General features: G+C 34.2%; 9 protein-coding genes and 1 CRISPR repeat array (1 of these 10 cut by a window edge). Of the genes, 4 read left to right on the forward strand and 5 right to left on the reverse strand.

From position 1 onward, the window contains the following. Nucleotides 1–147 precede the first annotated feature (147 nt). Entirely contained in the window at nucleotides 148–825 is a 678-nt protein-coding gene (locus B5488_RS07710; RefSeq protein WP_079734740.1) for a response regulator, read from the reverse strand. Then, nucleotides 818–1,900 (reverse strand): sensor histidine kinase, encoded by a 1,083-nt coding sequence (locus B5488_RS07715; RefSeq protein WP_231919817.1) that lies wholly within the window; start codon nucleotides 1,898–1,900, stop codon nucleotides 818–820. The genes B5488_RS07710 and B5488_RS07715 overlap by 8 nt, the downstream gene beginning before the upstream one ends. 290 nt (nucleotides 1,901–2,190) lie before the next feature. Between B5488_RS07715 and B5488_RS07720 the strand changes: the two genes are divergently transcribed. Together B5488_RS07720 and B5488_RS07725 are read left to right on the forward strand one after the other, a co-directional pair. Beyond that, on the forward strand, nucleotides 2,191–2,637 hold the full coding sequence (locus B5488_RS07720) for a pyridoxamine 5'-phosphate oxidase family protein (RefSeq protein ID WP_079734741.1): 447 nt from the start codon (nucleotides 2,191–2,193) through the stop codon (nucleotides 2,635–2,637). A 284-nt stretch (nucleotides 2,638–2,921) separates the two neighbouring features. Next, nucleotides 2,922–3,440 carry a DUF4494 domain-containing protein gene (locus B5488_RS07725; RefSeq protein WP_079734742.1) on the forward strand — a complete coding sequence of 173 codons (519 nt, stop codon included), beginning with the start codon at nucleotides 2,922–2,924 and terminating at the stop codon, nucleotides 3,438–3,440. A gap of 153 nt (nucleotides 3,441–3,593) precedes the next feature. Here the strand turns inward: B5488_RS07725 and B5488_RS07730 are convergent, their stop codons facing one another. Next, nucleotides 3,594–4,469 carry a DUF808 domain-containing protein gene (locus B5488_RS07730; RefSeq protein ID WP_079734743.1) on the reverse strand — a complete coding sequence of 292 codons (876 nt, stop codon included), beginning with the start codon at nucleotides 4,467–4,469 and terminating at the stop codon, nucleotides 3,594–3,596. A gap of 286 nt (nucleotides 4,470–4,755) precedes the next feature. Here B5488_RS07730 and B5488_RS07735 point away from each other — a divergent pair, with 286 nt between their 5' ends. Next, nucleotides 4,756–5,940, forward strand: a complete 1,185-nt coding sequence (locus B5488_RS07735) for a PepSY-associated TM helix domain-containing protein (RefSeq protein ID WP_079734744.1) — start codon at nucleotides 4,756–4,758, stop codon at nucleotides 5,938–5,940. Nucleotides 5,941–6,066: 126 nt separating this feature from the next. Here B5488_RS07735 and B5488_RS07740 read toward each other — a convergent pair whose 3' ends face one another. Both B5488_RS07740 and B5488_RS07750 read right to left on the reverse strand, forming a co-directional pair. Beyond that, nucleotides 6,067–7,032 (reverse strand): ion channel, encoded by a 966-nt coding sequence (locus B5488_RS07740; RefSeq protein ID WP_079734745.1) that lies wholly within the window; start codon nucleotides 7,030–7,032, stop codon nucleotides 6,067–6,069. A gap of 364 nt (nucleotides 7,033–7,396) precedes the next feature. Beyond that, the gene (locus B5488_RS07750) at nucleotides 7,397–8,074 is read right to left on the reverse strand and encodes a hypothetical protein (protein ID WP_079734746.1); all 678 of its coding nucleotides are present in this window, start codon (nucleotides 8,072–8,074) and stop codon (nucleotides 7,397–7,399) included. Between the two features lie 449 nt (nucleotides 8,075–8,523). Between B5488_RS07750 and B5488_RS07755 the strand changes: the two genes are divergently transcribed. Next, nucleotides 8,524–10,563 (forward strand): histidine kinase dimerization/phosphoacceptor domain -containing protein, encoded by a 2,040-nt coding sequence (locus B5488_RS07755; protein ID WP_079734747.1) that lies wholly within the window; start codon nucleotides 8,524–8,526, stop codon nucleotides 10,561–10,563. A gap of 901 nt (nucleotides 10,564–11,464) precedes the next feature. Continuing rightward, a CRISPR array of direct repeats spans nucleotides 11,465–13,453; the repeat unit is 46 nt; unit sequence GTTGTGAATTGCTTTCAGAATTGTATTTTTAATTAGGATTCACAGG (it continues 2,076 nt past the right edge of the window).

Consider the following 13,453-nt stretch of genomic DNA (forward strand, 5'->3'; position numbering starts at 1 on the left):
GATGGGAATAAGATTGATTTTTTTCGCCAGGTGATCTTTTTGGAGGTTTAGCCACTCTACTTTGATTAGAATTATAATGCAAAGTTAGGTTTAAGGCTATAAGCAGAATATAAAATTTAAACCGGTACTATAAAGATTTTATAAAGATTACACAAAACGGTAACCCACTCCACTCTCTGTAATTATATGAATAGGGCTATTGGGGTTTTCTTCCAACTTCTTCCTAAGTTGAGCTATAAAAACCCGCAGATATTGGGTTTCATTTTGAGAACCAAATCCCCAAATCTCTTTTAATAAAAATTGATGTGTTAAAACCCTACCCTGGTTTTTTGCAAGCAAGGCTACTAAATTATACTCGGTAGCAGTTAATTTAACAGGAGTATTATTTTTGCTTACTATTCTTGAGCTTAAATCGATCTCTAAATCTCCGGTTGCTATAATGGGTTGTAAATCTGTGTTTTGGTTTATTCTTAATGAAGCTCTTATCCTGGCCAAAAGTTCGCCGGTTCTAAAAGGTTTGGTAAGGTAATCTGTAGCACCATTATCTAAAGCTTTAATAATATCGGCTTCGCTATCCTGAACGGAAAGTATTATTATAGATTTATCATACCATTCCCTTAAATCTTTCAACACTAAATGCCCACTTTTATCAGGTAGTCCTAAATCCAGAATAACAAGATCGGGAGTATGGTTAGCCACCAAATGAACACCTTCTGTCCCGGTTTCGGCCAGCACTACTTTATAGTCGTTACTTTCCAACGTGATTTTAAGCAGTTTTCTAATTTGCGGCTCATCGTCTATAACAAGTATTTCTGCATTATTCATTTTGGTAATTTTTAGGGTCGGTCATTTTTGCCGGAATTGTTACCGTAAATTGGGCTCCGCCATTGCTTCTGTTACGAACTTTAATTTTTCCATTATGAGCTTCAGCAAATCCCTGTGCAATAGAAAGCCCAAGCCCAGTGCCCCCGGTGGCCGAATTTGGTAACCGATAAAACTTTTCAAAAACCCGCTCTTTATTTTCCTCTGGAAAACCTTTTCCGTTATCTGAAATTTCAAATACACAGTCTTCACTATTATGAGACACCTTAATTTCAATTTTAGAACCTTTAGGTGTATACTGAATAGCATTATGGACAATATTATGTAAAATTTGCTCTACTAAAGTAGCATCAAACAAGAAAAGAGGTAGGTTATCTTCTGGCTGATAAAGAATTTGGTGCTGATTGCAATCTAACTTATTATTTTCAATAACATTATAGACAATCTCATTTACATCATACCAATTGAGCTGTAAATGGATGGAATCACTTTCTAAACGGCTCATATTTAAAAGGTTTTTAACCTGCCTGTTAAGTCTGTTACCAGCTATTTCAATTTCATTATAAAGTTCACTTTTATTATCGGCAGAAAGTTTCTTCCTACTTTCTTTTAGCGTATCTACCGAGCCAATAATGGCCGCAATAGGCGTTTTTAATTCGTGTGAAAGCGAATTAAACAGTGTGTTATATAATTGTATGGTCTTTTCCCTTTCCTTCCTTTTGCGGGATGCCGCTTCAGCTTTTCTAATTTTAGTTGTAAAAACTGCATTCATTACTGCAATCACAAAATACATCAGGAATAAAAGTGCATCCTCGGGCGTACTAATTTTAAAGGTTAATTGAGGTTGAATAAATAAAAAGTTCCAGATTAAAGCACTTAAAACGGCAGCAACTACCACCGGGAGTATCTTAAAAAACATTGCTAATATAGAAACAACAAGAAGTAAAAGTAGCGCTACCACGTGGTAACCTATAATATCAATAAAGAGATAGCAGATAAATGAAATAAAAAGAATTGAGCCAATTCCAATAAGATATTGAAGGCCACGATTTTTGTTTATATTTTTAAAAGATTCCAATTAGTAATATTTCTTTATTCAAATATACAAGGAGAAAATTATTAAGACGCTGTGAAGTCACAATTTTACTTTTATGAGTCAATTTGCGAAGTACTCAAAACAATTTTTCGGCATTTTTATTTTCATCTATTTAAAACCCCACCTGCATTTAGTATTTAGTTTACCGAGTAAAATTGAGTTTTAATGATAGCCGTCATATTTTATTTAGAGATTCAGCGATAAATTAGACAGGAATTTTAAGCAGAATTTCACCCCCGCGAGCTTTAATTACCTTCTAAATTAAAACTATTATGAGAGCCATGACCTTAATTGAAAGTACCCAGCTACTTGCCGAAAATTATATAGGAAGGCTCGGATATCTCTCCAGGGGAAGGGGAGAAATAATTCCCATCACCTATTATTATGACCCTGAACAAAATAGCATTTTAAGCTATTCGGGGCAGGGAGGCAAAATAGAAGCAATGCGAAAAAATCCATTAGTCACTTTTCAGGTAGATGAAATTTCTACATTAGAAAAATGGAAGTCGGTTTTATTGTACGGCAAATTCACAGAATTAGAAGGAACAGATGCTAAATATATGCTGCATTTCTTTTCTGAAGGAGTAAAAAAAACCATAAAAAATAAAGGAAAATCTATCCCGGATTTTATCGAGAATTTCTCCAGTAAAAGCAACTCAAATTCTCCTATAGTTTACCGCATTGATATTGATGAAATTAATGGACGCCAAAGAGATTAAATACAATTTTCAGCTTCAAACTCGCTGGTCCCATTGTTGAAATATTCATTACTTCCAGCACTTCCCTTTTAAGCTCTGCAACAGTGAATCTTTTTTTGTGATCACCCAAACTCATTCATTTTCATATTCTTGTCTTGCACGGCAAAAAATTATAATAGTAAACTACCTCGGAGCATTAAATCTCGATTATTGAGTAAAGATTAAAATTGTGAATATCTATTAAACATATTTACTAGCTGGCGCTTTTTAAATCCTATTTTTGGAGCCCTAAAAAAATATAGATTATGAGCGTAACTTGGTTTGAATGTAAGGTGAAATACAAAAAAACACACGAAACCGGAGAGCAGAAAATGACTACAGATACCTATCTTTTAGATGCGGTTTCTTATACTGAAGCAGAAGCAAGGATTAGCGAAGAGATGACTGCCTATACCAGTGAAGATTTTAGAATTATGAATATAAAAGTCGCTAATTTTGCTGAAGTACACCCTTTTGAAAATTCTGACAGGTGGTTTAAATCGAAAGTTTCTCTCGTAGCTTTAGATGAAGAAAGCGGAAAAGAGAAAAAGACCAATATTTACTTGTTAGTTCAGGCTAACGATGTAAAAGAAGCCTTTGAGAATACTACCAGCGCAATGGAAGAGACTATGGGAGATTACTCAATCCCGTCTATTACTGAATCTCCAATTTTAGATGTTTTCCCATATTTTACCGGGGAAGAAAAACAACTGGAAAAATTTAATGTTCTTGATGCTGATGAAGCTTCGGAAGCAGAAGTTTCAGAAGAAACAGAAGTGGTATAAAATTTAAAGATTTTCACCCTTAAATATAAAGAGGCTGTCTTAAAAGTTTTTAAATCGTTATTCTGAGAAACAAATCAGTTTGACGAAATTATACTTTTGAGCCAGCCTCTTTTTTTAAAACTTCTTCTAAAAAATCTTCAATTTAGATAGCTACTAGCTTTTAAATTTCTTCCACATTTTAATGCCAATTTTTATAAGGGCAAATACAACGAATCCAACCACCAGGCCTGTAAGAAATTCAACGATAATTCCCGGAATACTCTCAAACAAACCGTGGAAAAATTCAAGATTATGTACAAAAATTCCTCCAGAAACTAAGAGCAAAGCTATAGTCCCAATAACCGATAAACTTTTAATTACCTTAGGTAATGCACTTACCAAAAACCGACCAATTTTATCGGAAAAACTGTTTTCTTCCTCGTTTAAGCTTATAAGTTTCGCGCCAAACTCATCCATTCTCACAATTAGGGCCACAATACCATAAACTCCTACAGTGGCTACTATGGCAATTAGGGTAACTACCAGAATTTGCGTAAGTAAAGGCTCCTGTCCTACTGTTCCTAAGGCTATTATAATTATTTCTACCGAAAGTATAAAATCGGTTAAAATTGCTGATTTTATCTTCTCTTTTTCCCTGCTTAAAACTTCTTCTTCAGAGAGTTTTTCAAGTTTAGGTTTCTCTTTTTTATGCAAATGCGGAAATAGGTATTCATGTACCTTTTCGGCTCCTTCATAGGCCAGGTAGAGTCCGCCTATAATCAAGATTACAGTAATAGCCGACGGCAAAAAAGCACTTAGTAAAAATGCCAGTGGTAAAATAATAAGCTTATTGAGAAAGGACCCTTTGGTAATTGCCCATAGCACCGGTAATTCTCTGGAAGACATGAACCCTGATGCTTTCTCTGCATTAACAGCAAGATCATCACCTAAAAGACCCGCTGTTTTTTTCCCTGCCACTTTTCCCATTACCGCTACATCGTCCATTAGCGCTGCGATATCATCTAAAAGGGCAAAAATTCCTGAAGCCATAGTTGTTATTTTAAGCAGGCAAGATAAGTGTATTTACGAAATTGAAATCTAAATATTATTGTAATAATTTCTTTGAGGTTGTAGCGTAGAAATTGTAAGATCTTCAATAGCTATACATCGATGTAGCAAGAATGATCTCTTAATCTCTATTTAAAAATATTCTAAATAAAATTTGTGCTTTAAGTAAGAAGATTTTACTTTCGCTCTAATATTTATTTAGACCTATTCTATATAGATAGAAATAAACAACTATTTCCGGTAGCGCCCGGATCTTAAAATTCTGGTAATGGATAAAAATAAACCGGGGAAAAAATTCAGAAAATACATTAGAACCCTGCATTTATACCTTGGGCTGGCAACAGGTTTAGTTGTTTTTATAGTATCTATAACCGGTTGCCTCTGGGTGTTTCAGGAAGAAATAACCGCTTTAACTTCTAAGGTCCCAGAAGTTGTTCCGCAAACCAATCCTGAGATAGATCCATTAGAAGCTAAAGATATTGCGCAAAGCGTTTTCCCCGGCAAATATATTCACGGTACTTTATACGGTGGTGGTAAAAAACCTATTGAAGTTATTTTTTATGAAGAAAAACCGGAATTCTATCAATCGGTATTTCTTCATCCCTGGACCGGTGAAATTCTTTATACTGAAAATCACTTATCAGGATTTTTTCATTTTGTTTTAGATGGCCATATGCATTTGTGGTTGCCTAAAGAAATAGGAAGCGAAATTGTAGCCTGGAGTACCTTTATTTTCTTTCTTATGCTGGTTTCGGGCATTATTCTATGGTGGCCTAAAAACAAAAAAGTTAGAAAACAACGTACCTGGTTTCAATGGAAATCGAGCACCAAATGGAAACGGAAAAATTATGATCTTCACCAAATTATTGGTTTCTATGCCAGCTTTATTGCAGTAATTTTCATCTTCACAGGGCTGGTAATGACTTTTGAAACTTTTGCGAAAGTCTTTTATAATGGTATTGGAGGTGAAAAAGAAGTAGTATTCTCTGTTCCTGAGAATCCAGGCGGAAGCTTCCAAAATTCATCACAGGAAAATGAGCCTATTAGAAAACTAATGCCATTTCTCAAAGAAAAATTTCCGAATGCGAAAGACTATGAAATTCATTATCCCTATGATGAAAATCACAGTATATATGTAGAAGTTAGCAATAGTGATGGTATTTATTACGATTCAGATTATAGATTTTACGATCAAAATGACCTCTCTGAAATTCCCTCCGAAACTATTTATGGTGTCTACGAAAAAGCGGGGGTAGCCGAGAAAATATTAAGGATGAACTACGATATTCATGTAGGAGCCATCGCCGGTTTGCCGGGCAAAATTCTTGCTTTTTTAATTAGTTTATTATGTAGCTCCCTACCTGTAACCGGTTTCCTTTTATGGTATGGTAAAAGGCTTAAAGCTAAGGCGCCTCAAAGCCGGAAAAAACAGGTTTTAGCTACTTCAAATTAGAAACAAGTAAGGTATTTCAGAAAAAAATTGAAGTACAAACCTGTGCTCGAATTCAATGAAGTAGTTAAATCTAATTACCGCGACAGTTCGTGAGTTAAAAGCTCGGCAGTGGAATTTCTAAAAATCTTAACTTTTAGCAAAAATATCTTCCCAGGTATAGTTTTCACTTCTAAATAAACCTTCCACTATATTCCTGCGACTTCGCAGTTCTTTTTCTTCCTTAGATTTCAAAGAGGGAAAATTATAGGAATCTCCCGTGTTCTCCCCTATTGAAAGGTTCGAAGCAAAATTCTTTTCCATATCTTCTAAAAAACTAGACAAAGAAGATCGCAAAACATTTAATTCAGTCCTATAATTATTCTTTTCTTCTGAATAAAGAAGAATGCTAACTGCTTCATCTAACCTTGCAATGTTAATACTAAAACTATCCTTTTTCTTACTTTGCCTATAAAAATGAACTACAGGATATGCGTGATGATTCACTGAATGTTTATCTATTAACTTTTGCAGCTCTGAAAATTGCTGGTAGCTGAATGAGGAATCAAAGCTTAATATATTTTTTGCAATTTCCTGTGGAGTTTTCCCAAGGTGATAAATACTTTTAGACAGGGTTCTCTTATTGACGAGGGCAGATGAAACCGAAAGAAAATAGGTCATTGAACTGGTAAAAAAGATAAATCCGAAGAAAGAAAAGGCACCGGTTAACAATTCAAATGCTGCAGTATTTGGCGTGAAATTACCCATCCCAAGTGTGGAGAGTGTATAACTTGTAAAATAAAGGCGCTCCCAAAAATTTGCTACTTTACCACTACTACTGGTAATAGCATCGGGATTTGAGGAATAAACTAAAAACAGCCCAACCCAAATTAAGAGAAGCCAGATAAACAGAATCATAAGATTCACGAACAATCCATTATAATTATAGGCTTTTCTTCCAAAAATCTTCACACAAAACTGAATGATCTTATCAGATAAAATAGAAATATTCCTGGATAAGAACCCTGTACCGCTACCCGAAAGGGTTGTGAAAAAAAAGTCGTGAATTGCGAGGAGCAATAAGACAATTCCAATAAATAATAATATTCCAGACATCAATTTAGGCTCTTACAAATTTTATTCAGACTTCTAAAGGTAAAAACATTTTGATTAATCTTCTTATTCTTATTTCTGTAAATAGTTTAAAACAGATCCTAAAACCAAAGAACTCGCTAAAGAAATTATTGCAGCTCAAAAAAGAGAGATTGCTCAAATGAAAAAAATAATTTATCGCCTGGAAAATGAGGAAAACTAATATTTGGAAATTTTTCAGGAAACAAGCGCTTGACAAACTTACAGGAAGCATTTTTAGGATTTTTTTTTGCAAACTTCCCCTAATTAGAACTGCCTGATTTCTATAAATTCTCTTCTCGCAGGATAGCCGAAATTGCGAATATGTGGTGTTTTTGCAGGTATGCTGTCACGAAATAGTTGTTGTTTCTATTTTATCAATTATCCATAGACCATTGACCTTCTTTATGAAAATTCTTACTCCAAATCCGTTCAATCTTCCCATTGAATAATTACTTGTTAGCACTCCAAAAGAATATGTTTTATCAAATTTTATTCTGCTAAATCCAGTAGCTCCATTTAAAAAGAAATCATACTCATTTTTTTGACTCCATATTTCTGATCCTTCCGGAAATTCTGATAAATATTTCAATTTTAGCTTTTTATCTGCGTTTAGACTATCTAAAATGATTTTATATCTAGAATCAACTTTTGTTGAATCTAATTCAATATTCTCCTTCTTATAGAATTTTAGAAAAGCTTTTTTATCATTTTTACTTAATAAATATGTGGAGTCACTAATAGCGATAACCAATTTTACTGAATCTTTATAATATTTCTTTTTCAGTAATTCATATTCCTCCCATTTTTTTTTAGATTCAATGGTGTCTAATGCTAAAATATCCGCATTATTATCACGTATAAAAGGAGGTGGCGGAATTGGAACTCTTACGTCTCTATGAAGTGAATCTATTAATTGAGGAAAAATTTTATATGCTACTTGTTTTTCAAACTTAAGAGGCTTGAATTCTTCATCGCAACTATAAAGCAATGTCAAGACTGATATAAAAATGAAAAATTTCTTCAACCTATTTATTTACTACGACTTGTTATATCTTATACTTCTCTCAATAATAAAGAGCTAATTACAAGGATAAAAGCAATTGTTATAATTCCTTGTAAAAATATTAAAATTTAGCCGAGTCTGATTATGGAAACACATAAAGCACCCATAGTTTAAATTTCCCAAAATTAAAAAGGAACCTTTCTTTAACAAACTAATTTTTTGTATTTCAGTTACTTAAATGATTTAAACATAATTTTTTTGAAGGGATTGTCGTATATTTCTAATTACTAGAATATTTTTCTTCCCCCAGTTTATTTAGTGATATGTATAAAATAATTTCCGCCATAGTACTGGTTGTATTTGTTCCGGCTTTAGCTTTTCGCAGGCTCAAATTCACGAATCTCTAGCCAACGGGCATTCTTATAATGGGGTGTTTTCACCGAGTTCTGTTGTGTATCATTTAAAATCTAATGACAAAAGGAATCACTCATATCAATCTAACAAGCAAAGCGATGATCAACTCCTTGTTTAAATCCTTTATATGGTGTACTGCTTTGCTCTTGCATGTGAGCGGATTTTCCCAAAGTCCCCGGGTTAAAAATAGTGCAAAAACTGCAGTTGAAATAAGTCTTGACCAGGACCTTTCTTCAGATGAAGTTGCTGCTTTGAGTAGAGCCTACCAGGACAAGGCATTGTGGTTTAAAGAAATGCCCCATTTTAACAGGGACAGTACTGTTTTTTACTTTGATAGGGCTGCGCTACTACTGCAAAATAGCAAGCCTCTACAATATGAACGTTTGGCTGATTTGTATCGTGATATCACAGATAGAGCTAATAGGTCTCATAACTTTAACGTAGTAGATTCGCTGGCACCCATAGGTTGGGCTTATTATGAAAAAATCCCGGAAAACAAAAAAGATAAGGTTTTGGGTTATGATCTATTGATTAATTGGGCGTTGATAAAAATTATAAGAGGAGAGCCAAAACCGGGGCTCGAGCTTTTTGTAAAAGCCCTGGACTTGCTAAAAGATGATAATCGGCCTGAGATTCAGCTTAAGATATTGAAAGATAGAGGCAGATTTCTTTATCAATATGGGTTGCCGGAAGAGCAAGAAAAATCTTTTCAATTTTTAAAGGAAAGTATGATTGGCTATCAGAATTCAGATTATCCGGAAAAGAATGAGGCTCTTGTTGTTGCCTACAAATTGTTATTTTACCATTACGGAGAGTCAGATCCTGATTCAAGTGACTATTATATGCATCAAATAGAAGAGTTATTACCTCAAATCACTAATCCCTTTCATCATACCTGGCATTCTTATTCAATGGGTAGCAGCCTTATTCAAAAGGAAAAATACGAAGAGGCTAAACCTTACTTATATAAAACCATAAAATTTTTGGAGGAGTATAACCTACGAACTATTGATGTTTATCAATTCGCGCATGTTCTGTTAGGCAAGATTGCTAAGGCAGAAGGTAAATACGATAAAGCAATAGAATATTATGAAATTGCCAAGAACTCCTCAATCGCGATAAATACTAAGGTAAATACAGCCTACTTTATAGAAGAATTATCCAGATTGTATGCCCTCAAAGGAGATTATAAGACCGCTCTTGAATATCATATAGAGTGGTCGGAAGCTAACAACGTTATCGAAGTAGAAAGAAACGAAAGAAGCCTTCGTGAAAATGAATTACAGGTGAATGTGCTCAAGCAAGATAAAGAGCTTACTGCTAAGCGGCAACAACAAACTATTTATATTGTTGCCTTAATTATTGGTGCTTTATTGCTAGGACTATTATATCGTAATTACAGACTTAAACAAAGGAGTAATCAAAAACTAAAAGCACTAAATGAAGAGCTAGCCCATAAAAATGTGTTGCTTGATAAACACAACGCAGAAAATGAACTGCTTCTTAAAGAAATACATCATCGTGTGAAGAACAATTTAGAAATGGTAAAAAGCCTGATTGCTTTGCAGTCGGCTCAAATAGATGACCCTGCCACTAAAGACGCTATGATCGCCAGCCAAAACAGAGTACAATCGATGGGTATTATTCATCAAAAATTATATCAAGGGACAAATCTGGGAAGTATTGAAATGAAGGATTACTTCATCAACCTAAGTGAAGGTATTCTCGACAGTTTTAATGCAGAAGAGCGTGTAAAAATTGAATGCGCTATGGATAACCTGGAACTGGATGTTGATACAGCCGTTCCCATTGGCCTTATTGTAAACGAGCTGCTCACTAATGCCCTTAAGTATGCATTTCCAGAACAGCAACAGGGTGTTATACATATAAGTCTGGCAAAGGACAGTAATCAAAATTTAAGACTGGAGGTGACAGATAATGGTGTCGGGAAAACAGCAGGTCTTGCTCCCAAAGGCACCGGTTTCGGTTCGCAATTGGTAGAACTATTAACCCTGCAACTAAATGGGAAGATGAGAGAACGCAGTGATCAAGGAACTCATATTGAATTTGATTTTCTTCTCCAAAAAAGCGCATAATGAGCGAAAGCATTAAGATATTGATTGTGGAAGTTGAGATGGTTATTGCTACAAATATCTTCTTACAACGTACTAAACTGGGATAAAAAGTTACCGAAATTCTTCCCCGGTTGAAGAAGCTTTAGCACACATAAATATCAACCACCTGATATATTGCTACTGGATATCAACCTTAAAGGTGAGCTGGACGGCATTGAAATTACCCTGGCTCTGCAAAAGACCATGATATTAACCTGAAGCATGAATTATCTATTGTAAGGGACACATAACTGTCACAATTAAAAACAAAAAAATCCTAACATCTTATAAATAAGCCTATTAGGATTTTATTTTGTGACCTTGCCAGGATTCACCGATTTCTCAAATAGCCTATAAATACTGATAACTTATTTTCTATGTTGACGATTTGTGAACCTAAATTTTGATGCCATTTGTATCGTCTTGGGCAAAGGTACTAATATTCAAGTATTTAGACATTAAAATCAAAGAAATCTTACAGAATTCGGATTATCATTTGTGAGATGAATTTTCAGAAGAACAAATAAGCCCCTATTCAGACTTAGTAGAATGAATTTCAGATCAATCTAATGAAATCATTTTTGTTCCCAAATCATAAAACAACCAAGTAGGTGAATAATCTACCACTGCTAATATTAGAATTTTAAAGCCAAGTGCTTAAAGGTAAATTTTTTTAATTTCAAGATTAAAAACAAACTTAAAGGGCCAGGAGGTTCTCAATCTCTCTTTGCGGTAGCAGCTGAACGTGTAAAGCAAAAATATGATAAAGGAACTTTCTCTGTCGCGAAATCTGAGCTGTCTATAACCTGGAAGAGTTTCTGAACCTCAAAACCACTCAAAAGAAAGAGGAGGTTAAAAAATCAATAAAAGAGCGAAATCGGGGGTTGTGAATTGCTTTCAGAATTGTATTTTTAATTAGGATTCACAGGATTCTAAATATCCTAACTCTGAAGAAGTAGGTTGTGAATTGCTTTCAGAATTGTATTTTTAATTAGGATTCACAGGATTTGTTTTTGATAATACTAAAACCATAGAGTTGTGAATTGCTTTCAGAATTGTATTTTTAATTAGGATTCACAGGATAAATGGCTTTACCATATCTTCGGGCGCAGTTGTGAATTGCTTTCAGAATTGTATTTTTAATTAGGATTCACAGGAGTATGGAAAGAAGAGAATAGAGCTCCTGAGTTGTGAATTGCTTTCAGAATTGTATTTTTAATTAGGATTCACAGGTCCAGATATGTCATTATACTTCAAGTATAGTTGTGAATTGCTTTCAGAATTGTATTTTTAATTAGGATTCACAGGGAAATTCTTATGAAAGCCTTGCGCTCTTAAGTTGTGAATTGCTTTCAGAATTGTATTTTTAATTAGGATTCACAGGAAGGCTGATAAAAATTATAATGAATATCCTGTTGTGAATTGCTTTCAGAATTGTATTTTTAATTAGGATTCACAGGCGCGCTTTCTCCATCATTACCACTTAGCAGTTGTGAATTGCTTTCAGAATTGTATTTTTAATTAGGATTCACAGGTCTTCAACAATTAATACTCACTCATTATGAGTTGTGAATTGCTTTCAGAATTGTATTTTTAATTAGGATTCACAGGTTATGGAAGACGAAATACAAGAAGGGATCAGTTGTGAATTGCTTTCAGAATTGTATTTTTAATTAGGATTCACAGGCTCTGCTACATCTTCACTGGTACTAAACCAGTTGTGAATTGCTTTCAGAATTGTATTTTTAATTAGGATTCACAGGGACTTTATTTAGACTATCCATAGCTGCTGCGTTGTGAATTGCTTTCAGAATTGTATTTTTAATTAGGATTCACAGGATAAATGGCTTTACCATATCTTCGGGCGCAGTTGTGAATTGCTTTCAGAATTGTATTTTTAATTAGGATTCACAGGAGGATTTACGTAAACCAATTTGGTTACAATGTTGTGAATTGCTTTCAGAATTGTATTTTTAATTAGGATTCACAGGCAATTTGCATTTTTAAATTTCCGCCAAATAGTTGTGAATTGCTTTCAGAATTGTATTTTTAATTAGGATTCACAGGAGTGACGGCTAAGGGTTGAACCTTTCAAGGGTTGTGAATTGCTTTCAGAATTGTATTTTTAATTAGGATTCACAGGAATATCGCCGGGTTACAAGGCCATTCAAAAGTTGTGAATTGCTTTCAGAATTGTATTTTTAATTAGGATTCACAGGTTCGTTGCGGAACTTCATTCCGGCAACAAGTTGTGAATTGCTTTCAGAATTGTATTTTTAATTAGGATTCACAGGAAATAACGGCCTTATCACCTTAATAAGCGAGTTGTGAATTGCTTTCAGAATTGTATTTTTAATTAGGATTCACAGGTGATGTTCTATTTAGGACAAAGCCAGAAGAGTTGTGAATTGCTTTCAGAATTGTATTTTTAATTAGGATTCACAGGGATATTCCTTTCTTCTTAGAATGGTCTGGGGTTGTGAATTGCTTTCAGAATTGTATTTTTAATTAGGATTCACAGGCCAGCGTCGGCGTTTGGCGCGTTGTTTTGGGTTGTGAATTGCTTTCAGAATTGTATTTTTAATTAGGATTCACAGGCCGACAGAGATTTAAAAGAAGCGATCGAAGTTGTGAATTGCTTTCAGAATTGTATTTTTAATTAGGATTCACAGGGAAGCGATACGCGAAGACCTGGGAAAGATAGTTGTGAATTGCTTTCAGAATTGTATTTTTAATTAGGATTCACAGGGACTTTTTTTATAATTGAAGCCAACGCAAGTTGTGAATTGCTTTCAGAATTGTATTTTTAATTAGGATTCACAGGTCTAAACTGGTTATTCCTAAAGGAAGGTAAGTTGTGAATTGCTTTCAG

The sequence above is a fragment of the Salegentibacter salegens genome, assembly GCF_900142975.1.
Classification (GTDB): Bacteria; Bacteroidota; Bacteroidia; order Flavobacteriales; family Flavobacteriaceae; genus Salegentibacter; species Salegentibacter salegens.

Excerpts from the sequence above, each read along its gene's own strand:
- B5488_RS07755 (WP_079734747.1), top strand. The coding sequence starts at position 8,524 with ATGACAAAAGGAATCACTCATATCAATCTAACAAGCAAAGCGATGATC.
- B5488_RS07730 (WP_079734743.1), bottom strand. The coding sequence starts at position 4,469 with ATGGCTTCAGGAATTTTTGCCCTTTTAGATGATATCGCAGCGCTAATG.
- B5488_RS07710 (WP_079734740.1), bottom strand. The coding sequence starts at position 825 with ATGAATAATGCAGAAATACTTGTTATAGACGATGAGCCGCAAATTAGA.
- B5488_RS07725 (WP_079734742.1), top strand. The coding sequence starts at position 2,922 with ATGAGCGTAACTTGGTTTGAATGTAAGGTGAAATACAAAAAAACACAC.
- B5488_RS07720 (WP_079734741.1), top strand. The coding sequence starts at position 2,191 with ATGAGAGCCATGACCTTAATTGAAAGTACCCAGCTACTTGCCGAAAAT.
- B5488_RS07735 (WP_079734744.1), top strand. The coding sequence starts at position 4,756 with ATGGATAAAAATAAACCGGGGAAAAAATTCAGAAAATACATTAGAACC.
- B5488_RS07740 (WP_079734745.1), bottom strand. The coding sequence starts at position 7,032 with ATGTCTGGAATATTATTATTTATTGGAATTGTCTTATTGCTCCTCGCA.